This is a genomic window from Weissella uvarum (genome assembly GCF_016908785.1).
Lineage (GTDB): Bacteria > Bacillota > Bacilli > Lactobacillales > Lactobacillaceae > Weissella > Weissella uvarum.
The window spans coordinates 192,046-216,374 of the sequence record NZ_JAFBEO010000001.1 but is presented as its reverse complement, the minus strand read 5'-3'; the positions used below and the strand labels follow the sequence as shown (position 1 = coordinate 216,374).

Genomic DNA, 24,329 nt, shown 5'->3' with positions numbered 1-24,329 from the left:
AAAGGAGACCTGGAATGGCACTGTTAATACCAAACTTTGACCAAACCACTAGTCGACCAGAGTTTGACCCGGCGATAGTGGTTGCCGACATGTTTGAAGACAATGCGCTACCTAATCAATTAGTTTTTGTCGATGAACAGCCTGAATTGCGCTGGATGTTGCGGCAAGCACATTTGGAACAATTAGATTGGTGGAATGTTTTTGATGTTATTCAACAAGTGGAGATTCGCCAATTAAAACCAGTCATGGTTCGTGACATTATGGATATGGCAGAATACGAACCCTTTATGAATGATGCGGAAACCTACTATTATGATCAACAGGGACGTAAAGTTTGCCACGTACGACTTAAAGAACGTCAATTTGTGACAACTGTCGAAGTCTTTTTATCAGATGGTGGCCAATTAGTGCAGTACTATGATGATCGTGGCTTTTTATCATATCAAGAGCATATGGCAGCTGATGGTACGCCGTTAGAAAAAACTTGGTATACACCAGCCGGGGAAACTGTGATGACGCAGCATGCAGATGGGAAAGTTGATATTGCTAAAGCGCACCAAGCACGCTTTGTACAAGTGCAGTATCCAAATCTGGATAAACTAATTGCAGAGCAGGTTAATTTATATTTGGATGCGCAAACTAACCATCGGACCTTAATTGCGGATATGAACCATCCGGCCCTAAAGTGGTTAAACAATCAGCCGCGAGGGCGTTTAAAGAAGTTTTTGATCTTGATGCAAGCAGGGATTGATGTCACACAGCCTTTGCCAGCTCAGGCTGAATTAATTTTTCCAAGTCAACAGGCGCAAGATGCCTTAACGGAGCAACAGCCGCTTGAACAAACAAGTCACGTGTTGGCACAATATCCAACAACGCTTGATTTAGGGACTAGTAACGAGCAAGCTCAGACGATTGTGTATCTGCGTTATGCCACTTATGCTGAGCAAAAGGAACGCGTTTTTATTGAAACGATTTGCCAGATGGTTGCTGACGATGATCGCTTAGTCTTTGAAATTGATTTTGAAACAGTTGATGTGGCAACGTCAGCCTTCCAGGCTAAAATATTAGCCTGGATTGGTCAATATTATGCCGTCAACTTTTCGAGTGAACATTATCAACGGTTTGAAGCGGCTTTTGAAAAATTTGATGATTTAACGGAAGCTGAAATGCTGGATTTCTTAGACGCACAAACTGAATCAGATGATGAACCTTTGATTGATGAAGATGAACAAGAAAAATTTGTGGCGGCTTATCAGATGCGACAGCGGATTAACTTCGTTGTGCAAAGGCCCGAAGATGAGCAACAAGATATTTTACATGTGGCGCGACTTTATATTGATTTGCATGCAATTACTGATCAAAGGACCCAGATGTTAGCGGTCAGTGCTGGAATTCCTCAAATTGTTATGGGGGAGAATGAATTGATTGAAAATTGGGTCAATGGGGTTACGGTGAGCGATATTGATGAAGTTGTTCCCGCAATGGATTATTTCTTATCAAATATGCAGCATTGGAACCAGGCGGTTGTGACAAATGTTGAAAAAATTGACCAATACTCTGAAACTGTTTTGGTGCATGCGTGGGAAGAGGTGATGCACGATGGCCAGTAAAAAACAAACGCCAATCATTCACATTGGACAACAACGTTTAGAACTAGATGAAACACTATTAGGTCCTGATTTTGTTTATATTTTCTGTACGGCAGCGCCAACTGATGAAAATTTGGAAGTTTTTCCTGAAAAAATGTTATTGAACCCTAAGACGGGGCGACTTAACCGACAATTTGCTAATGCAATTTTTCTAATTGATGCAGATTTTCCTTGGTTAACAAATCTTGGCATGCTGCGACGCTTACCTGCTAACCAAATTTTATATTTACCAGAATTGGTACTATCTGATGAAGTACAAGCATTATTGGACTTTAAGGGTGCTTTTGCGTTTGATTTCCAAGATGTGAATCGGTTGGCCATGGAGTTGCGGTGTTATTTCTTTATCGGTTCGGATGGTTATCGTTCGAATAGCGTTAACTTTCGGGCTGGCGTAGGGATTACGCAACCGGTAGAGCGATTTGGAAATGTTTACACGGAATATACCGTTGATTTTGATGATGACTGGCACATCATGGCTTACCATGATGCAGGGGCAGATCAATCTAACTATGTGCCACCATACTTGGTAGATCATATTAATTTAGAGTATGCATTGCTGGACCCAACTGTGACGCTTAAATTGAAAGTTAACAAAATTCGTTTGAATGATCATGAGATTGAGGAAAGTTTGGAAGCCGTTGGTGATGATATTATTGCCGGTTTAGATGTGCCAGGTGGTGCAACGGGTTATATTTTCCAAGTTTTGGTTTATGCGAAAGGGCATGGACGGGTGCGGCTTGGTAATATGCATACCCGGCGTTCCCGTGGTGACTTTGGAACGTTTATGTTAAACGGTCAACGGATTATCAATGGCAAGTTGCACGATGATATTGCGTATTATTTTGACCCAGGTGACATGCAACCACCTTTGAATGTTTATTTTTCTGGTTGGCGAACCAAGGAAGGTTTTGAAGGTAACCGGATGATGCAATCTTCAGGGAAGCCTTATATGTTGGTTGCTGATGAACGGTTAGAAGGTGGCGCTTTCTATATGGGTGATGAGAATTTTGAACAAACATTAGTGCAAGTTATTCAAGAAAAATTAGATTTGCTCGGTTTTAATCGACACGATGTGGTTTTGGCAGGGATGTCGATGGGGACATTTGGGGCCTTGTATTACGGTGCTAAACTGAATCCAAAGGCGATTGTCGTTGGAAAACCATTAACCAATTTAGGTGATATTGCTCAAAATGGTCGGATTAAACGGCCGGTTGATTTTCATACCGGAGAAGATATCCAACTTTATTATGAAGGCGATTTGTCTGATGAAGCGAGTGAACGTTTAAACCAACGCTTTTGGCGCGTCTTTAATCAAGGTGATTTTAACGATACGACTTTTGCGCTAGCCTATATGGAACAAGATGATTATGATGATAAAGCCTTTGGACGCATCCAAGCGAGTGTTAAAAAACGCTATGAGCAGGCTCGTATTTTATCTAAAGGTTTTGAAGGTCGACATAATGATAATACGGCCGATGTGGCGCAATGGTTTAAATACCATTTGAACCAGGTTAACCAAGCCTATCAGGAATAATCAGAGGAGCTTAACATGGACGAAGTTTATATTTTTACTTGGGAGACCAACTCGGCGAATGCCTACACATATGGTTCAAGAATCCAAAAAGATTTAAATGGCGCGGTTCATTTTAAGAATGAGTTACATCCAGTTGGGCAAGCGATTTACAGCTGGCGGAATATGTCGGGAAATACAGCAGGTGACCAGGGTGTCCGTGCAAGCGTTGTCTTACCATCTTTGCAACCAGGCCGCGCATATCATTTCGTGTTGTCAGCTGATGCTACACCGCAAGATTCAATTGGGTTAACCTTGGATTTCTTTGATCGGACTGGCACCATGATTGAACACCTAGTGTTTACAGAACGGGAAGCTGATTTTGTCTATCCAGAAGGCACGGTCGATTATCGAATTGATTTAGTGCGGTTTAATAATACAGCACTAACTTTCAATTGGTTATTGCTTTTGCCAAGTGATTGTTGGAAAAAGTATGCTATTGTAAAGAATGATGGATTAAATACACTCGCGCTCGAGCGACGTGGAGTTGCTTCGCCGCAAACAATTAAGCTGATTTTTCAAAGGCAACACGAACCGCTCGATGTAGGATATATTGATTCAAAATTTGATGCCATCTATAATGTTTTATTACCAAGCCGTTATATGCGTTCGGATGATCAACTTGAGGCATATTTAAAGGAACTGATTCATCACTTTAAAACGAGTTGGGATGCTGCTATTCAAGTTGAAGTCCAAGGAATTGGGCCAGCTATGAAGCATGTACTAATGTTATTTGAGCCGCTATTAAAAGAAACACAAGTAGAATAGAAAGTAGGAAGAGATATGAATTTCTTTATTAATCAAGCGATGGGGATGGGAAATTCCGGTGTAGAACACGCACAATTTTATCGAGCTGATCGGTTCGATCAAGCGGGATTGCCTTATCGTTACATTTTTTTGAGTTTTGTCCCCGAATTACATAAAGCTGCCGATAACTGGCATTTAAAGGATAATCAAATTATTAATTTATGGGAATACTTAGTTTTGGGTGGCGATTATCTAACCAAAGGTTTGGCCAAGCGTCAAAAGCCTGATGAAGGCGAATTGGTGATTGATAAGACGAATACACATCGGAAGCGTGAAGCAACAACCGATTCAGGGATTCGCTATGTGGAACACTTTGTAAAGGGGCCTGATAAGCACAAGCCTGATAACAATATCTTACAAGTATCACGGTATCGGACAGAAATGTATAATGCCAAAACTGGTGAACGAAAGGTGATGTTTGAAGTAATTGATGATCCACATCGTAAGTCAGTCATTTCGAATATTCACTTGTTCAATCAAGATGGACAACACATGTTTTTCCGTAATTTGGAAGGTTTGCACCGTTACTTCTTCGAACAACTTGATGCTGCTTTTGGTGGACAAAGTAACTTCATTATTGATCGCGGTGAATTTGCTGATGATGTTTTGATGCAACACCGGATTCCAAACTCAAAGATTATCTATATCGTCCATGCTGATCAATTAGCTAATCGTGACGATAAAAAGTATCCACTTTGGAATGACCATTACGAATATATGATGGAGCATATGGATGCAGTGGATAAGGTCATTACGGCTACCAAGCGGCAACGTGAGGATATGTTGGTTGATTTCCCAAATGATGCGGACAAGATTGTTGCAATTCCAGTTGGTGGGGTTAGTGATGATAGTAAAAAGATTCAAACAACGAAGATGCATAAGCCAATGCGCTTGATTACTGCTTCACGTCTCGCTGCCGAGAAGCACGTTGATATTGCCGTTAAGGCGGTTGCAAAATTACATGATGCCGGACACGATGTTATTTTTGATATCTATGGTCAAGGTGAAAAGAAGAAAGAAATCGAAGATACCATCAAAGAAGTTGGGGCCGAAGATTACATTTCAATGAAGGGACTTTCAAACGATCTTGAGAATATCTATCCTAAATATGATGCGTTCATTTCAACCTCTTGGTCAGAAGGCTTTGGCTTAACATATATCGAAGCTTTGAATGCCGCGTTGCCGGTTGTAACTTTCGATGCGCGTTTTGGAGCGCAAGAATTAGTGCAAGATGGGGTGAACGGATTCTTGCAAGATCTCAAGCGTGACGATGAAGATTATGATGTTGACCAAATTTATGAAGGATTAGAGCGTTTGCTAGCTGCTGATTACAAGGAACTTAAGGAAGGTACTCAAAAGTCAGTTGAGCCATTCCAAAACCATGTGACAGCCGAGAAGTGGAAGGAGTTAATCGATGGATTACGAACTAGTAAATAATATTGCCCCAGGCACTGAAGCGTGGGATAACGCAAAAGCTAATTTAGCTAAAAATAATGGTCAGGTGATTACGTTAACGGCAACACCTAATTTTTATGGTATCTTGCAAGAACAAGGCGTTGATGGGGTGAATATCATCGATAAAATTACTGGTCGTACGTATCAAGCCGATCAATATCGTTTCTTTAATGATGTACCAGTACCAACTTGGTCTAAAATTAACATGAATAGCGATGGTAGTATCGTTGTTTTGAATCAAGGTGATCAAATTGCGCGAGAATACCTTTTCCCAAACACACGGAGGGCTGTGCAAGACATCCGCTATACGAACTTAGACGGCACACTTGATTTCATTGAAGAATTTGCTAGTGATGGGAATAAGTTTAGTAATTTGTTCTATTCAGAAGATGTTTTACAAGAGATTGTTTTCTTCAATAATCATGAAGAAGGTATTTTACGATATTACTTTTATGATGGTGTGATTAATTACATTACAATTGAAGATCCTAAGACGCATAAAGTGATTAAAGACTATGCCACTCTAGATGATTTTTTGATTGACCAAGTTGCAGAAATGGTCACAGCCGACGATACAGTCACAATTCACTACATGGGGATTGAGATGACGGCATTGCGTAATGCAAAATCTCATAATATCTTGCAAATGAGTGAATCTGTTTTAGATGAAAATGGTCTTGTTCGTGGTAATCTGGCTTTAATTTTACAAGATAAATTAAAGAGTATTAATGAAGTGCTGGTCGACCAAGAAGGTTATCAGGCTTTGAAGCAAGCAAAGATGCCATTAAATAAGGTTTCTGTCATTTGATTTGTAATGTGCAATCCATAAGGCTTACAGATTAATGACCTTACAATTAAATATTATGATAAAAATGTGGTTTTTTTAATCGTTTTATTTTAAAATATAGTACATATACCATTACATTGGTCTATGTACTATTTTTTATATTTATAAAAAAATGATTCGAAAATGGGTAGAATCAAAAAAAGGAGAGTGTGTATGAGCAGGTTTAATCCGAACCGCCGTTCCGAAATTTTCGATAATAATAAGAAAGTTCGGTATCGTATGTTTAAAGCCGGAAAGCAATGGTTAGTTTCTGGTACAGCTTCAATTAGTGGTGTGGTGGGAAGTTTCTTCCTTGGTGGCGCAGGTGCGTTCGCTGACACGACAAATTCAAAGACAGTTGAGGTGGATGACCAAAGCGTCTTGGCTAATACTGATACGGCGACGATTCCAGCTGCTGATTCAAATGCTATTGATGAAAGTGATGCGCAAGCCTCAACTTCAACATCAACTACATCTGAATCAACTAGTTCGGAGTCAACTTCTACGAAGTCAGCTTCAAATAGTGAAACTTCAACAAGTCAATCTGATTCGAAGACTTCAACGAGTGCAACTTCAACAAATTCTGAGAGTAAGACAGATGGTTCATCCGCCAGTCAATCAACACAAAGTGCCTCAATGGCAAGTCAATCTGAGACAAGCACGGATGTAGCCTCAAATAGCACATCAAGTGCCAGTGTTGAAGATAATGCTAGTGTCTCAATTAGTGCTTCAACAAGCTTAGCTAAGAATGCGAGCGCTTCATCAAGTGCCTCAATTGCTGACAGCACTAGGACATCTGCTTCAATTTCAAAGGCTTTTGTTGATGGTTCAATGAGTAAGTCACAAAGTGTTGCAGATAGCATTAAGGCTTCAACATCAACCTCTATTTCAAATTCAAAGAAATATGCTAGTTTGACCACAAAGACCCGTAAGGCCATGGTTAAAGCTACAACAAAGGCAACCGTACCACCTTCGACTTCTACGCCGGGGCATCAAGCTAATGTAGATTCAGGAGTTGATTCAGGACAAGGAAACATCTTCTTGAGTGGAGTCGATGCATTGCTAAAGCCATTTGGTACCAGCTTGTCACAATTAGGTTTGTCAACCAGTGTGGGTGACATTCTTTCAGCCACGACTTATATCTATGACAGTACCACTGGAACAATTAAAGTGACGCTTAATCAAGGATTCTTCAGTTCATTTGGTCGTATGGATGGAACATTGTACTTCTGGAATCCAAATGCTAACAATGGACAAGGAGCTTGGCAAGAAGTTCCCGGCTCATCTGAAGCCTTAGCGGGTGCTTCTACTGGTGAGACCAGTGTGCCATTTAACCCATCTGATTACGGTTTTAAGGAAGGTGACACTGTTTACTTCCAAGCCGGTGTTAGTTCAAAGGGTCTAATCCAAGCGATTGCTGATCGAATTTCTGCTGATTATCCATCAATTAGTGGGGCAGTTCAATTACTTGCTGGTGCTTATGAATCAACAATTGGAACTGGAAATAGTTACGAGTATTCTGATGTACAAGGTGCGCTAGTTGTTAAGGATTATGATTCACTATCACAATCCGCTTCTACTAGTTTGATTGAGTCACAAGATGTCTCAATTTCAAATAGTATGGCCACGAGTTACAGCATGGCTCAAAACAGTGAATCATTTGGATCCGATTCACTCCAAAGCTTCTCTGAGACGCAAGAATCATTAGATGCGTCACTTTCAAAGAGCTTAACTGATTCAGCCTCAGCCTCAGTTTCATTCTCAATTAGTGTTTCTGATTGGAATGACGTTGCTGAAAAGAACTGGAGTAGTGTGTCTAAGAGTGCGTCAATTCTTGATTCACAAAACAAGTCACAAAGTGATTCAGCAAGCAAGTCAATTTCAACTGCTTCGACATCAGCAAGTAAGTCTGCTTCAACATCTACAGCAAATGCAACGGCAGAATCACTGGCTAAGAGCATTACGGATGGACTTACGTCAACAAGTACTTCACGTTCAGAGTCAACGTCAGCTTCGACTGCAAGTAAGTCAGCTTCGACTGCTTCAACTTCTGAGAGTAAGTCAACATCAACGAGTGTAAGTACTGCCCTTCAACAATCAACGGCTGCATCAAAGTCAGTTTCAACTAGTATTTCAAATGCTGTTAAATCTGGTTTCCTTAATCTACAAGTTAATTCAGAATTGAAGAAGTCATTGGATGATTCAGTTAGTGCCTCATTGTCAGCTAACAGTGCGGCAAGTGCCTCAGATTCAAAGAGTATTTCAGATTCAAATTCTGCTTCATTGTCAGATAAGTACGTTGATAGTGCACCAAAGAGTAAGTCACTTTCTGAAGCCGTATCAATTTCAGATTCAGAAAGCTTCTCAATTTCACAGTCACAGACTGCCGAAAGTTATTCAATTTCGAAGTCATTGGTTGATGCTAGCGTTGAAGCTTCACAATCACAAAGTACAGCTGATCTTGATAGCTCAACTGCAGCTTCATTATCAGCAAACCAATCTTTGAATGATTCTAATAATACTTCGCGAAGCCAGTCATTGTTAACTTCATTGGAAGCTTCAGCATCAACGTCAAAGTCAGTCGCTGATTCACAATCAGCTTCAGCTTCAAAGTCAATTGAAGATAGTATTTACTCTGGTAGTACGTCACAGTCTTTGTCACGCTCAACGAGTCTTTCTAAATATGATTCAGCGCAAAGCCAAAGTGATTATGATAATTTGCCTTGGCGAATCTTAAATCCAAGCGCTTACGATTCTCAAGTTGCTTCTAATTCAATTAAGCGCATGGAGTCAGTTCGAAGTTCACAAAGCACATCATTAGCAGAACGTCCTTCAGTGTCTGATTCACTTTCAACATCAGTATCTGATGTTTATAAGTCAGTTGATGCATCGCATTCAACATCAACGTCTGATAGTAATTCAACTTCAGCGTCAATTGTTCAAAGCAATAAAGATACGTCAGCATCAACATCAACTTCGACATCCGGATCAATTATTAGTAAGTACGAACCTTACTATGAAAATAAGTCACGGATGGATAGTTTGAGTGCTGCGTCAGAAAGTGCTTCAGCTTCAAAGGCAACTTCTGAAAGTGAATCAAAGTCAAAGAGTGAGGATATTGCAAACTCAAAGAGCGATGCCGCAGCCAGCGCATCAGTTTCATTGAGTGAATCAGAAGCGGCCTCAATTGAAAAATCTGAATCACAATCAACTTCACGTGATGCTACATCAGAATCAGCCGCTGAATCACGTGCCAATACGTTGTCAGCAAGCAATGACTCACAAAGTGCTTCACAATCAAAGTTAGATTCTGAAAATGCTTCAATTAGCGCAAGTCAATCAATTCAAGACAGCATTTCTGATGCGTCAAATCAAGCTTCGGATTCTACAAATGTATCTGATTCAGTAAGTGCTTCAATTTCTGAATCAAAACAAGATAGCTTGTCAGATATTTCTAATAGTGTCTCAGCTTCAAAGTCTGATTCAGAGAGTACACGCGCTTCGAAGAGTCAAGGCGACAGCATTAGTGATACAAGTGCGTCAATTTCTGCTTCAATTTCAACATCTGATTCAGAACGCGATTCAAAGTCAAAGACACCAAGTTCTAATGACTCATCATTGAGTAAGTCAGCGAGCGCTTCAACGCAAGCTTCACAGGCGGCCTCAACCGAAAAGTCTCAATCAGTACTTGAAAGTGTATCTCAAGAATCATTGAGTGCTTCAGCATCGACTAAGAATTCGGCCAGTGCGTCAACTTCAAAGTCAATTTCTGAAAATGAAAGTGCAGTTGATGCTTCAAAGAGTGCTTCAGCATCATTGTCAGGTTTGTTGAGTCAACAAACTTCAAAGAGCTCAAGTATTTCATTGAGCACATCGATTGCTTCAGATAGTGCCTCTGTTTCAACTTCATTGTCAGATAGTGTATCGGCCTCAACTGCTTCACAATCAGATGATGAAAGTCGTTCAATTGACGCTTCAATTTCAACAAGTACATCACTATCTGATTCTGTTTCAGAATCAAAACGTGTGATTGCTGAAAGCGAATCAGAAGCGGCTTCACTTTTAAAGCAACAATCAGAATCGGTTGAAGCATCAATCACTTTGTCACAAAGTATTAAGGATTCGAATGATGCGGCATCAACTTCAGCCCTAGATTCAACGGCTGCTTCAGAGGCTGCATCAAAGTCAGCTTCAGCTTCGCTAAGCGAGTCATTATTGGATTCAAAGAGTAAGTCAACATCACTTGAAGACTCACTTAACAGTTCAATTGAGAAGTCGGAGAGTTTGTCACAATCAATCTTTGATTCTGTAAATTCACGGTCAGTATCACGTTCGCTTTCAGAATCAGCTTCAACATTATTGGTTGCGTCACAATCTGCATCGGATTCAGCTTCAATTGCTAAGTCAGCGTCATTGTCAGCTGCTAATGAAAGTGAATCAAATTCTGCTGCTGATTCAAAGGCAACGTCTCAAGCAAATTCTGTTTCAACTTCAGTCAGCGATAGTCAATCAGCTGAAAGTGCTTCAATTTCAGCAAGTGAGGCTGCGAGTGCATCGGTTAAGCAATCAATTTCAGCTTCAAACTCTCGTAAGGATTCTGAAGACAGTGTTGCAGCGTCACTTGAAACGTCACGTTCAAATACTGAATCAACAACAGATCCTTCATCAGAATCAGATGCTCAATCAACTGTTGACTCAATGAACCAATCAATTAGTACGAGTGATTCATTGGCCAATAGTGTTTCTGATGCGAGTGCTTCAGCGAATGCTTCGACTGTAGATTCAGCTTCAAAGAGTGCTTCAAAGTCAGCTTCAGATGTGAAGAGTGTCAGTGATGCAAGTGCCTCTGCAAGTGCATCTATCTCAGATGCCGCTAGTGCTGTGGCTTCAAAGAGTAAGTCAGCTTCAATTAGTGCTGAGGATGCTTCACAATCTGCGAAGGCGTCAACATCATTGTCAACGAGCGCCTCAAGCTCAAAGAGCTTCTCGGATTCAATATCAGTAATTACGGATTCAAATTCAAACGCAGCATCTGACTTGGCTTCTAAGGCTACCTCAGAATCAACATCTGCTAAGAATTCTAAGGCTGATTCAACGGCAAGTTCACGTTCAACATCTGATGCATCAACAAGCGCTTCGACTGCTGACTCAATTTCAGTTTCAAATGAATTGAGTAATTCAGCACAAGCCTCACAAGATGCTTCAAAGTCAGCAGATTCAACGAATAAGGCTGACTCAACGGCAGCATCTAACTCAACTGAGGCGTCAACAAGTCTTTCACTTGTTAATTCAGCATCATTGAGTACTAGTTTGAGTGCTGCTTCTGATAGTGCTTCAGCTTCAATTTCAAAGAGTGCTTCAGATTCTGCATCTAAGGCGATTTCAGAAAGCGACACTTCAGCATCAGTCAGTGCATCACTTGAAAAGTCACTCTCAACTAGTGTTTCAATTTCAAAGAGCGCTTCAACTGCTGCTTCACAAAGTACTGCATCTGAGAGTGCAGCAACGTCATTGAGTAAGTCAGAAGCTGCTTCAACTGAGAAGTCAGCTTCGCAAGAGAGTTCACGTGCAGTTGAATCACAATCAGCAGCTGATTCACGTTCAAATACGTTGTCAGCAAGTAATGCATCGCAAAGTGCTTCACAATCAAAGTTAGATTCAGAAAATGCTTCAAAGAGCACGATGAAGTCAATTCAAGATAGTATTTCTGCAGAATCAGAAAGTGCTTCAGCTTCAACTGATCTATCTAACTCAGTCAGTGCTTCAATTTCTGAATCACATCAAGAGAGTCTTGCTGAAACTTCAGAAAGTGTCTCAGCTTCTAAGGCCGATTCAGAGAGTACGCAAGCTTCAAAGAGCCGAGCTGATAGTAATGTTAATATCAGTGAATCGGCCTCAGCTTCACTATCAACGTCAATTTCTGAACGTGATTCGAAGTCAAAGACACCTGATTCAAATGACAAGAGCTTAAGTGATTCAGCTAGTGCTTCAACGCAAGCTTCACAAGCAGCTTCAAATGTAAAGTCACAATCTGTGATGGATAGCGTTTCTGAGGCATCAGCCAGTGCGTCAGCATCAACAAAGGCCTCTGACAGCGCTTCAAAGTCACAATCACTGTCTGAAAATGAAAGTGCTGTTAATGCCTCAAAGAGTGCGTCAGCATCATTGTCAACGATTTTGAGTGAACACACTTCAGTTAGTGCAAGCATTCGATTGAGTGCCTCAATTGCTTCTGATAGTGCTTCGGCTTCAACGTCAGAATCTGATCGGATGTCACTATCAATGGCTTCGCAATCAGATGATGATAGCCGTTCAGTTGAAGCGTCAATTTCAACAAGTACATCACTATCTGATTCTGTTTCAGAATCAAAGCGTGTTATTGCTGAGAGCGAATCAGAAGTGGCTTCACTTTCAAAGCAACAATCAGAATCAGTTGAAGCTTCAATTACTTTGTCACAAAGCATTAAGGATTCAAATGATGCTGCTTCTAAGTCAGCCCTAGATTCAACAGCGGCTTCAGAAGAAGCTTCAAAGCTAGCGTCAACTTCGATTGAGAAGTCTTTGGATGCCTCTATTTCTGCATCAAACTCATTGTTAGATTCAGTCAATAGTTCACTTAAGACTTCAATTTCAGAATCGGATTCAACGTCAATTTCTGATTCAAGAAAGTCTTCAACTGAAGCATCAATTACTAAGTCAGCGTCAATTGCTGATTCATTAGCAAGTGATGCAAATTCAGTGCAAGCTTCAACCGAAGCTTCTCAAAATGCTTCAGTAGCCGATTCAAAGGCAACATCTGAATCAAACAAGGCGGCCTCAGAATCTGCGCAAGCTTCTGAAACAGCTTCTGTCGAAAAGTCAATCGAAGCCTCAACATCACGTAAGACTTCAGAGGATAGTGTTGCTGCTTCACTTGAACAATCACGTTCAAACACAGAATCAGTCACAAATCCATCCTCTGAATCAACGGCAGCTTCAATTGTTGATTCAACAAATAAGTCAATCAGCGAGAGTACGTCAATTGTTGATAGTATTTCTGATGCCAGTCAATCAGCCGAAGCTTCAACAAATGCCTCAGCATCTGAAAGTGCTTCAAAGGCTGATTCGACAAACAAGAGTGTGAGTGACGCAAGCCAATCTGCTGCTGCTTCAGCTTCTACTGAAGCTAGCGAGAATGCTTCAGTGAGTGATGCTGCTTCACTTTCAGATTCATTGACATCAGAGTCTGTGCAAGCTTCAATCTCAACGTCAGCTGAAGATTCAATTGTGAAGAGTATTTCTGATTCAAATTCAGCTGCATCAAATACAACTGATCCAGACGCTGAGTCAAAGGTTGCTTCAGAAGCCATCGCTGAGTCAAATTCAGCCCAAGCTTCAAAGGAGCTATCAGAGGCAAACTCAAAGAGTGATGCATCGGCATCAGCAACTGCTTCAGAACAAGCTTCAACTGAGCTTTCAGAGAAGTTGAGTAACTCAACCAAGACGTCAGCTTCAGTGCAAACATCAATTTCTGAACAGAATAGTCGCGCCTCACAAAGTGTGATTGATTCAACAAATGCTTCAGAACAAGCTTCAGAAGTAAAATCAACATCAGTTAGTGAGAGTCTCAGCGAAGCTTCAAATTTGGCTTCTGCTTCAAAGGCTGAGTCACACTCAATTGAACAATCAATTAGTGTTTCTGGATCAAAGTCAGTCAGTGCTTCTAATTCAATTGTAACTAGTGTTTCTGATTCAATTGCCAAGAGCCTGTCAGTATCAATTTCAACCAGTGTTTCTGGATCAACTTCAAAGAGTTTGTCAGAATCAACTTCAACAAGTCTTTCTGATTCAATTTCAAAGAGCATTTCAGAATCAACCAGTCTTGAAAATCTAGATTCAACGGGCAAGAGTATTTCTGATTCAGAATCAACCAGTGTTTCTGATTCAAATTCAGTCCAAACTTCAATTGCAAAGTCACAATCAGACATGCAATCAATCGTTGATTCACTTGTTGAAAAGTCAACTTCTGCGGAAGCTTCAACGGAAGCTTCTCAAACAACTTCAGCAGCTGAGTCGAAGGCAACATCTGAATCAAATAAGGCTGCGTCTGAATCAGCCCAAGCTTCAGAAACTGCTTCAGTTGAAAAGTCAGTTGAAGCATCGACTTCACGTAAGACTTCAGAAGATAGTGTCGCTGCTTCGCTTGAACAATCACGTTCAAATACGGAATCAAACACTAATCCATCTTCTCAATCAACGACTGACTCAATTATTGATTCAATCAATAAGTCAATCAGTGATAGTACGTCTGTTGTTGATAGTGTGACCGATGCAAGTCGTTCTGCTGAAGCATCGACGAATGCCTCAGAATCAGAGAGCGCTTCAAAGCTTGATTCAATCAACAAGAGTGTCAGTGATGCGAGTCAATCTGCTGAAGCTTCAGCTTCTACCGAAGCTAGTGAAATTAATTCATTGAGTAAGCTAAATTCAATCTCAGAATCACTTCAATCAGAATCTGTTCAAGCTTCACAAACAGCTTCTGAAAAGGACTCAATTGTGAAGAGTATTTCTGATTCAAATTCAGCTGCTTCAAACACAACTGATCCAGATGCTGAATCGAAGGTTGCTTCAGAAGCCATTGCTGAATCAAATTCAGCCCAAGCTTCCAAGGAGCTATCTGAGGCTAACTCAAAGAGCGATGCATCGGCATCAGCAACTGCTTCAGAACAAGCTTCAACTGAACTTTCAGAGAAGTTGAGTAACTCAACTAAGGCTTCTGCCTCAGCCCAAGCATCTGAAGCTGAGCAAAACAGTGCGGCTTCACAAAGCGCAATCGACTCAACGAATGCTTCAACGGAAGCTTCAATTAATCAATCAATTGCGATTAGTCAAAGCCAAACTGACGCTTCAAAGTTAGCTTCAGCCTCAAAGTCGGTGTCAGAATCAACGTCAATTAGCGAATCTAACTCAAACTCAAAGAGTGTTTCAGAATCAAAGTCAACAAGCATTTCTGTTTCAACTTCAAAGAGCACGTCAGTTTCAACGTCGACGAGCATTTCTGTTTCAACTTCAAAGAGTACGTCGGTTTCAACGTCGACAAGCGTTTCTGTTTCAACTTCAAAGAGCACATCAGTTTCAACATCAACGAGTGTTTCGAAGTCAGGCTCAAAGAGCACATCAGTTTCAACGTCAACGAGCGTTTCAAACTCAAGCTCAAAGAGTGCGTCAGCAGTAGCAAGCGCAAACAAGTCGCTTTCAGTGAAGGCTTCTAAGTCAGCAAGCGCTTCGACATCAACGAGCGTTTCAACGTCAACAAGTACTTCAAACTCAAGTTCGAAGAGTGCATCAGAAATCGCAAGCGCAAAGAAGTCACAATCAGTGAAGGCTTCTAAGTCGGCAAGTGCTTCGACATCAACAAGCACGTCAGTTTCAACATCAACGAGCGTTTCAACGTCAACAAGCATTTCATTGTCATTGTTGAAGTCAAATGGACCTGATTCATCACGTAAGGCAAGTGAATCTGCCTCAACGTCAACCTCAGTAAGTGCCTCAGCGTCAAAGTCTGCGGCAGCAGGTAAGGGAATTGGTTCAACTTCAAATGCTAGTGAATCAAATGGTTCAACTAGTGCAGTTGCATCAAACTCAAGCTCAAATATGAGTGAATCAGCCAGTGCTTCAACTTCAATGATTTCAGCTAGTGAGACATCAAAGAGCCAAACTTCACAAACTTCAGGATCGGCACAAGAAAAGTTGCCAAATACCGGAGTTGAAGAAGATGCCAACATGGGTGTGCTAGGAGCAGCAATGCTTGGAGCATTAACATTGTTTGGACTTGGTAAGAAGCGTCGTAAGCGTGAGGAAGACTAAAAACAATTGTTAGAATGATTTCTCACAAATAAAAGACCTTGGATTTTTATATCCAAGGTCTTTTTTTTACAATCACAAACAAAATGTCGAATCCGTTTACAATTGCTTAAGTAAGGGCTTAACGGTAATTGGTTCATGTAGAGTGAATTGTGATAAAATGAGATTGTGAAAATACAACAGGAATAAAAAAACGGTAAAACAATTTTATCTTGTTGACTATTTCACAAGAGCACAGTATAATAATTTTTGTTAATTGATCAGGGAAATCCTGATTATCACATATTGGAGGAATATATCATGAAGATTTTTGCTTATGGCATCCGTGACGATGAACAACCTGCTTTGAAGGAATGGGAAGCAAAGCACCCTGAGGTAGAAGTGGAGTTCACTGATAAGCTTTTGGATCCAGAGACAGCTAAGCTTGCTAAGGGAGCTGATGCGGTTAACGTGTACCAACAATTGGATTACACACGTGACACACTTTCAGCATTGCATGACTTAGGTATTGATAAGATGTCATTGCGTAATGTTGGAATTGATAATATCGATTTGCCAGCCGCACGTGATTATGACTTTAAGATTTCAAATGTGCCAGTTTATTCACCAAATGCGATTGCTGAACACTCAATGATTCAACTTTCACGTTTGCTACGTCGGACCAAGGCACTTGATCGTAAGATTGCTAACCACGACTTGCGTTGGGCACCAACAATCGGCCGTGAAATGCGGATGCAAACAGTTGGTGTAATTGGAACTGGAAATATTGGTCGTGTGGCAATCAAGATTTTGCAAGGCTTTGGTGCGAAGGTCATTGCTTATGATAAGTTCCAAAATGATGACATTAAGGCCCAAGGACTTTATGTTGATACATTAGATGAATTGTATGCACAAGCTGATGCTATTTCATTGTATGTGCCAGGCGTTGCTGAAAATCATCATATGATTAATGCCGATGCCATTTCAAAGATGAAGGACGGCGTTGTCTTGGTAAATGTTTCTCGCGGAAACTTGATGGATATTGATGCGGTTATCGATGGTTTGAACTCTGGTAAGATTTCTGACTTTGCAATGGATGTTTATGAAGACGAAGTTGGCCTATTTAACGAAGACTGGTCAGGTAAGGAATTCCCTGATCCAAAGATTGCGGACTTGATCGATCGTGAAAACGTATTGGTTACACCACATACAGCCTTCTATACAACTAAGGCGGTTTATGAAATGGTGACCCAATCAATGGATGCTTCATTGGCATTTATTAAGGGTGAAACACCAGCAATCGCGATTGAATACTAAAATATTGACTGCGGAGTAGGAGAATTATGACTAACGAATATTTTGATGGTAGCTATAAGTTTACTTTCAAAGACTTCTTTTTTAAGATTTTGAACGGTTCAGCACAAGGAATTTTGATTGGTGTTTTGCCTTCAGCTGTTTTGAAATATGTCCTTTTGCCATTTATTAAAAGTGGTCAAAGTTGGGCAATTGACCTTAATTCAATTTTGGTACTGTTTAGTTCGTTCATTCCAATTTTGATTGGGGTTGCCATTGCTTTGCAATTCAAAATGAAGCCACTTGATGTTGGTGTAATGGCGATTGCAACTGGAGCAGCATCTGGTTCCATTAAATGGGCGACGGTTCCTGCTGGTTTCGTTAATCCGATCACTGGCGTTAAAACAACGGCAGCAAGCACAGTTTACTTTGCCCAAGGCGCCGGAGATGTGATTAATGCCATGTTGGTGGCTGCCATTGGGGTCTTGGTCATTTGGCTAGTTGCTAAGTATCTGAATGGTTTCGGCGCAGTCGCAATCATTTTGAGTCCTTTGTTAATTGGTGGTGGTGTGGCCATGTTGGGTCACTTCTTGGCACCATATGTTGGAGCAATTACAACTGCAATCGGTAATGGGGTTGAGATGTTTACGCAACTACAACCATTGCCAATGGCAATTCTGATTGCGATGGCCTTTGCCTTCTTGATTATTACGCCGGTATCAACAGTGGGAATTGCTTTGGCAATTTCATTAGCAGGAATGGGAGCCGGTGCAGCTGGAGTTGGAGTTGTTGCGACAACGGTGGTGTTGTTGATCAACTCATTGAAGGTTAACAAGCCTGGTACGACGGTAGCCATCTTCTTAGGGGCAATGAAGGGAATGATGCCAGCTGTCTTTAAAAAGCCAATTATGATTCTATCATTCTTAGCAACGGCAGCTGTTAGCGCCTTGCCGGTGGCCTTGTTCAATGTGCAAGGAACACCAACGTCAGCCGGATTTGGTTGGATCGGAATGGTTTCACCAATCCAATCAATGTTAGCTGAAGGTGCTGACAAGGCCTTCGTTAGTCACGTTGTTTCAATTCTCCCAGGTATTGTGACTTGGTTTATCGTGCCAATTGTGGCCGGATTTATCATGGATTATCTTTTCACAAAGGTTTTCCATATGTACAAGCCTGAAGACTTCAAACAAGATATGTAATTAATAAAAAACCTTTAGTATGTTGATACTAAAGGTTTTTTATTTTATATAAATTCAAAATTTAGCTAAAAATATATGTGAAAAACTGAACTTGTGTGGTAAAATCAATATTTGTGGAAGGATGACATACATATTCACTAGAAATACATTCATATTGGAGTAAATCGATGACAGATTCAACACAAACTTTTGATGGTTCTTATCACCTCACAGTGAAAGACTTCTTTTTTAAAGTCTTGAACGGTTCAGCGCAAGGAATTATTGTTGCGGTGTGTCCGTCGGCGATTGTAAAATATTTGCTCATGCCATTTGTTGAAAGTGGACAAACGTGGGCGATGGATTTAAATGCAATTTTAGTTCTTTTTTGTTCTTTTCTACCTATTATTATTGGCGTTTTAACAGCTTTACAATTTAATATGCGCTCATTAGATGTTGGCGTCATGGCAATCGCCACAGGCGCTTCAACAGGCTCATTTAAGTGGGCGACCGCGCCGGAATGATTTGTCCATCCAGTTACAAAGATTGTGGCTAAAGAGCCAGGAACGATTTATATGGCCTTCGGGGCGGGGGATGTGATTAACGCGATGATCGTAGCGGGAATTGCAGTCCTGGTCATCTGGCTCGTTGCTAAGTATTTAAATGGTTTTGGCGCATTAGCCATTATTCTAAGCCCAATCTTGATTGGTGGCGGTGTTGGTCTTTTGGGACATACAATTGCACCGTATGTTGCTTCAGTTACCACAGCCATCGGAGAATTCGTTGCAATGCTAACGGCGTTGCAGACCTTACCAATGGTTATTTTGTTAGCGATGGCATATTCATGCTTGATTGTGACGCCAATTTCGACTGTCGGCATTGCGTTGGCAATTTCATTGTCGGGGCTTGGTGCAGGTGCGGCCGCCATTGGTGTCGTTTCAACAACTGTGATTATTCTAATCAATTCTTTGCAGGTAAATAGTTTGGGAACATCTGTGGCAGTCTTTCTGGGCGCCATGAAGGGGATGATGCCAAGTATCTTTAAAAATCCCAAAATGTTTGCCGCTTTTACATCCACAGCAGCAATTAGTTCGTTGGCGGTGAAGTTCTTTAATGTCCAAGGGACTCCAACGTCAGCTGGCTTTGGTTGGATCGGCATGGTGGCGCCAATCCAATCAATGGTGATGCATGGTAGTGATTCGGCCTTTATGAATCATGCGGTAGGCGTGATTCCGGGTTTGATTACTGGTTCGTGGTACCAATTTTGGTGGGCTTGGTTATGAATTATATCTTTACACGTGTTTTGAAGTTCTACCAGCCAAAAGATTTAAAGCAAGAAATGTCATAAAAAAAGCACGTCTCATTTGTGAGACGTGCTTTTATTTTCTAAAATTATAAACAATAAAAAAACACCAGCAAATGCTGATGTTTGATTACTTACTTAGAGATAACTTGCTTACCCTTGTATGAACCATCTTTGGCAACATGATGGTTACGTACATAAACGCCGTTTTCGTTCAAGTGGAGTGCGCTAGTCTTAAGACCACCACGACCACCACGACGCATGCGCTTCTTCATCTTTGATGTCTTACGTGCAGGAACTGCCATAAATAAATCCTCCCTTACACCGCCGAGCTGTAAAAGAAGGCAGTGTTATTTATAATCGATTATTTTTTCAACTGTTCTAAATTACCTGATTTTTGGGAGTTTGTCAAGTTTTTAGATAATTTTACTGGTTTGGGACGGATGTATTTACAAAGTTGCGGGATAAGTTCATAATTTAGGTGTAGCAAAAAATTAATCATTTCAAGAGGAGAATTTAGTATGGTTGAACCTAAGCGTTTTAAAAATATTTTAGTTGCGGTAGACGATTCTGATTTGGGACAATTGGCTTTAGTCAATGCGATTCACCAAGCACAAGAAGATGGGTCAAAGCTAACCATTGTGTCATTTTTGGAACCTAATCAACTCAATACGTTCGATGTCTTAAGTAAGGATAAGTTACAAGCTGCTCAACAAAAAGTCCAAGACGATTTAAAGCGATTCCAAAAGCAAGCTTTGGATGCTGGTGTCGCTGATGTTCAACCGGTTTATGCTGAAGGTGAGCCAGGTGAAGAGATTGTTAAAAACATCATCGATGATACGAATGCTGATTTAGTTGTGATGGGTGCTCATTCAAAGAAAAGTGGTCGTCACTATTTTGGATCTCAATCAAATTACGTGGCCAACCATGCCGAAATTACGGTAATGATTGTACGCTAGAGATGTGTGATGAATCAAGGGACGTGTAAAACGTCCCTTTTTTACGCTAAAGCGTTTTGACGATTGTGCATAGGGAGTTCGGAATGGAACTATTAAATGAATACATAGAAGCTTATTTATCGACTTTGAGGTACTTGGACGAGGTGATTGCTGAGCCGGCGGATGAATATGGTTTGTCCTTTGAACAATATCTGATTATGAACCAGGTTGCAAAAGAGGATGGCATTACACTTAGTGCGATAGTGAATAATCGCTGAGTGACGCGAGCGGCGATTTCACGGCAAATCAAAACGTTATTGCAACGTCAGTATGTCTATCAGGAACCAGATCACGGTGATCGACGACGGATGCTCTTGCATCTAACTGAGCGGGGGATGGAAATTGAAGCGATTGTTACCGAGCGGGTACAATTACGATTTGATGGGTGGGTTGAAGTCTTTGGAGAGGTGAAAGCGCGAGAAATTTTAACATTTATTCAGGCCTTTGATGCTAAAGTCGTATCACGGTCGAAGACCTATGCGCACCAGTATGAATAACTTGTCAACTTTGCACCGCTGTTGTATAATTAAAAAGTTGATTTTTGGGCATTAGCCAAGCGGTAAGGCAATGGTTTCTGGTGCCATCATGCGCTGGTTCGAATCCAGCATGCCCAGTAAAAATAAAAGCCTCGGGAAGTTTCCCGAGGCTTTTTTTTCTACATATTTAAGTTATTTGAGAAGAGACTGGTTTAGTGGCCACCTTCAGCAGCTTTAATGCCAGCATCTAAATCATCAACATCGGCATTGTGATCACGGAAGCTTTGATCTTCGATTGGCAGATGCAATTGGAAATCGCTAAATGATTCCAATGTTCCAGTTACTTGTTGGGTTTGAACTTCAAGTAAGTGGCCACCAAAAGTGTGGTCGTCACTTAAGAAATGCAAATGCCATCCAGCGGCTACAGTACCTTGATAGAGGCTGGGAGAGAAGTATCCAACAATTGTACCGCTGACCTGGTCAGCGGTGAATGTAGGTTGCTTTTTTGAGACTTCAAGCAAACTAGGATAAGGGACCTCTGACTTAGGCGCTGCTCGTACTAGCACATGTTCGAATTGTCCATGTAGACGTAGCGCTGCAAAGTTATTGGTAAAGTGATAAACATCTTGTAGGTCGGCTAAGCCAGCAAAATCAGTCGCAGCGACATCAATATTTTGCGCTACATCACTGGCAAAATGAACGGTTGCAAAAGGTAAGGTCGTTTGCATATCGGTGATGTGATTGACCTTGCCGAATTCATCGGCTTGATAGACGTCTCCATCTAAAATGATGACTTCACCATCGACACCAGCTAAAGTACCGATTCCAGTATCACCATGGGTGAGCAAATCACCAATTGTTGTCGTTCCCTGCATTTGTTTGGCCATAAGGGCAGCAAGCGTGCTGTGTTGATAAATTTTTGACATGAATTTTTCCTCCAAAAAAAGCCGCTATGAGCGACCTAGTGTACATTAACCTTCTGATTCAACCAGTTCAGCTAATTCGTAGTTATGTGAATAATCAACGGGGATGTCGACAACGACAGGTCCTTCAGTGGCAAAGGCTTCATCTAAGACAGCGTCCAATTGATCAGGTGATTCAACCCGTAAGCCTTTGGCACCCATTGATTCAGAAAATTTAACTAAGTCAATTGGGGCAAATTTAACCCCGGCTGATTGACCTTCGTATTTCTTCTCTTCTTGGAATTTGACCATGTCATAGTTGGCATTGTCGTTCCAAACTAAGCTGACGGTATTAAGTCCTAATTCAACCGCTGTTGAAAGTTCTTGAGCAGAAAAATAGAAACCACCATCACCTGAGACAGAAACGGCTTTGGCATTTGGGCGCACCATTGCAGCGGCCATCGCCCAAGGTAAACCAACACCAAGGGTCTGCATACCATTAGAAATTAGGAAGTGACGTGGGACATAAGACTTGAAATGGCGTGCCATCCAAATGTAATGAGAACCAATGTCGGTTGCTACAGTCATGTCATCAGTTACGTGAGCTTGTAACGATTTGATGATATTAAGGGGATGGTTCAAATTAGGCGCAGCTGGTGTGTAATTTGGTTCATCAGCTTCGATGAGCTCTTGTTTATAACTAGCTAACGTATCTAATGAAGCATTTGGCAATTCGTATCCGATAATACGTGATTGCAAAGCATGCATCGTGTCGGCAATATTACCAATTAATTGACGTTCAGGTGCGAAGTTATTATCAATTTGAGCAGCTGCGGTATCTAATGCTACGATGCGCAAGTTCTTTTCGGCATTCCAATTTCGTGGCTCGTATTCAATTGGATCGTATCCAATTGTAATCACTAAATCAGAATCTGCTAACAAGCGATCACCGACTTGATTCCGGAAAAGGCCAATGCGTCCAAAGAATGAAGCTTTTTCTAGCTCACGTGAAAGGACACCAGCACCTTGGAAAGTTTCGACAACTGGGAGTGTGGTTTGCTCCAATAATTCATGAAGCGCATGAGTTGTTTCATCATCAGAACCACGTTGTCCAACTAACAAAACGGGGAGTTTAGCAGCTTTAATTTGATCAGCTAGCCAATCAATGTCTGTAAGTGATGCAGCACCCATTTTTGGTGCGTGAACGGCAGGAATCGCTTGTGTGTCGATTGGTGCATCATCAACGTCTTGTGGCATTGAAACAAAGGCAGCACCTGGCTTAGGACCACCTTTGGCAGCAACGATGGCATTTGAAACGATTTCTGAAATATTATTAGGGTCTTGAATTTCAGCAGAATAATTTGTGATGGGCTTGAAGATTTCAGTTGATGGTGTACTTTGGTGGGTTAGGCGATATAAATCTTTTCGAGGTACTTGTCCCCCAATTGCTAAGATTGGGTCACCTTCAGCACTAGCGGTCATCAAACCAGTTGCAAGGTTTCCAACACCTGGACCAGAGGTGGCAATAACGGCACCGGGCTTACCAGTAATGCGGGCAAAGGCCTGCGCCATGAAGATGGCATTTTGTTCATGCCGAACAACCACAAGGCGGGGTGAAGTTTGTCCAGCAAGTGGATGTTCGAGACGTTCGAAAAGCCGGTCAATTTTAGCACCAGGAATTCCAAAAACTAAATCAATATCATTATTATTTAATGTGTCGACAAGTAAGTCGGCACCGTAACGTTGTGCATCAGGCATGAATGTCACTCCTATTATATATATTATGATGTAAGTAACGGTTCTAGGACCGTTCAAATCTGCTTTCATTGTACAACAAAAAGAGCGGGGAAATAAGGTTATAAATTTCAAAAATTTCAATTGAGGCGCCGCAAATAGAACAATTTGAATTAAAAAAATAAAAAATGACCCCGAAAAAAGTGCAAAAGTTTTAAATATTTTAATGAAGAAAGCGCTTTAATATGTTATTATTTCAATTGTAACAAAAAGATTAAAAAAATTTCATAAAACACTTGCACTCTTGGCCGATGAGTGC

Annotated in this window: 14 protein-coding genes, 1 tRNA gene and 1 pseudogene; 13 read left to right on the top strand and 3 right to left on the bottom strand. The window is 41.1% G+C overall.

Annotation, left to right across the window (positions count from 1 at the left end; genetic code table 11):
- Positions 1-14: 14 nt before the first annotated feature.
- The 9 genes and pseudogenes from asp1 (at position 15) to JOC36_RS01005 (ending at position 19,880) form a co-directional block, all read left to right on the top strand.
- A complete protein-coding gene (gene asp1 / locus JOC36_RS01045) occupies positions 15-1,610 on the top strand; it encodes an accessory Sec system glycosyltransferase Asp1 (protein WP_205144651.1) in 1,596 nt (531 codons plus the stop codon).
- Entirely contained in the window at positions 1,600-3,183 is a 1,584-nt protein-coding gene (asp2, locus tag JOC36_RS01040; RefSeq protein ID WP_205144650.1) for an accessory Sec system protein Asp2, read from the top strand. The genes asp1 and asp2 overlap by 11 nt, the downstream gene beginning before the upstream one ends.
- A gap of 15 nt (positions 3,184-3,198) precedes the next feature.
- Positions 3,199-3,987 (top strand): accessory Sec system protein Asp3, encoded by a 789-nt coding sequence (gene asp3 / locus JOC36_RS01035; RefSeq protein WP_205144649.1) that lies wholly within the window; start codon positions 3,199-3,201, stop codon positions 3,985-3,987.
- Between the two features lie 15 nt (positions 3,988-4,002).
- Complete coding sequence (locus JOC36_RS01030) at positions 4,003-5,463, top strand: glycosyltransferase (RefSeq protein ID WP_205144648.1); 1,461 nt, start codon at positions 4,003-4,005, stop codon at positions 5,461-5,463.
- Positions 5,441-6,289, top strand: a complete 849-nt coding sequence (locus JOC36_RS01025; RefSeq protein ID WP_205144647.1) for a hypothetical protein — start codon at positions 5,441-5,443, stop codon at positions 6,287-6,289. Before JOC36_RS01030 ends, JOC36_RS01025 begins: the two co-directional genes overlap by 23 nt.
- A gap of 192 nt (positions 6,290-6,481) precedes the next feature.
- Positions 6,482-16,153, top strand: a complete 9,672-nt coding sequence (locus JOC36_RS01020) for a KxYKxGKxW signal peptide domain-containing protein (protein ID WP_205144646.1) — start codon at positions 6,482-6,484, stop codon at positions 16,151-16,153.
- 297 nt (positions 16,154-16,450) lie between these two features.
- Complete coding sequence (locus tag JOC36_RS01015) at positions 16,451-17,446, top strand: D-2-hydroxyacid dehydrogenase (RefSeq protein ID WP_205144645.1); 996 nt, start codon at positions 16,451-16,453, stop codon at positions 17,444-17,446.
- Between the two features lie 26 nt (positions 17,447-17,472).
- On the top strand, positions 17,473-18,621 hold the full coding sequence (locus tag JOC36_RS01010) for a PTS sugar transporter subunit IIC (protein WP_205144644.1): 1,149 nt from the start codon (positions 17,473-17,475) through the stop codon (positions 18,619-18,621).
- Between the two features lie 167 nt (positions 18,622-18,788).
- A pseudogene (locus tag JOC36_RS01005) lies at positions 18,789-19,880 on the top strand (PTS sugar transporter subunit IIC).
- Positions 19,881-20,034: 154 nt separating this feature from the next.
- Here JOC36_RS01005 and rpmF read toward each other — a convergent pair.
- On the bottom strand, positions 20,035-20,205 hold the full coding sequence (rpmF, locus tag JOC36_RS01000; RefSeq protein ID WP_205144643.1) for a 50S ribosomal protein L32: 171 nt from the start codon (positions 20,203-20,205) through the stop codon (positions 20,035-20,037).
- A gap of 216 nt (positions 20,206-20,421) precedes the next feature.
- Between rpmF and JOC36_RS00995 the strand changes: the two genes are divergently transcribed.
- From JOC36_RS00995 to JOC36_RS00985, 4 genes are all read left to right on the top strand, one after another.
- Positions 20,422-20,859, top strand: coding sequence for a universal stress protein (locus JOC36_RS00995; RefSeq protein ID WP_205144642.1), 438 nt, complete (start codon positions 20,422-20,424; stop codon positions 20,857-20,859).
- An 83-nt stretch (positions 20,860-20,942) separates the two neighbouring features.
- Positions 20,943-21,116, top strand: a complete 174-nt coding sequence (locus JOC36_RS08815; protein WP_338061811.1) for a hypothetical protein — start codon at positions 20,943-20,945, stop codon at positions 21,114-21,116.
- Positions 21,117-21,395 carry a hypothetical protein gene (locus tag JOC36_RS08810; RefSeq protein WP_338061810.1) on the top strand — a complete coding sequence of 93 codons (279 nt, stop codon included), beginning with the start codon at positions 21,117-21,119 and terminating at the stop codon, positions 21,393-21,395.
- Positions 21,396-21,440: 45 nt separating this feature from the next.
- A tRNA-Gln gene (locus JOC36_RS00985) sits at positions 21,441-21,512 on the top strand.
- 74 nt (positions 21,513-21,586) lie between these two features.
- Here JOC36_RS00985 and budA read toward each other — a convergent pair.
- Together budA and alsS are read right to left on the bottom strand one after the other, a co-directional pair.
- Positions 21,587-22,300, bottom strand: a complete 714-nt coding sequence (gene budA / locus JOC36_RS00980; protein ID WP_205144641.1) for an acetolactate decarboxylase — start codon at positions 22,298-22,300, stop codon at positions 21,587-21,589.
- Between the two features lie 45 nt (positions 22,301-22,345).
- Positions 22,346-24,034, bottom strand: coding sequence for an acetolactate synthase AlsS (gene alsS, locus JOC36_RS00975; protein ID WP_205144640.1), 1,689 nt, complete (start codon positions 24,032-24,034; stop codon positions 22,346-22,348).
- Positions 24,035-24,329 lie beyond the last annotated feature (295 nt).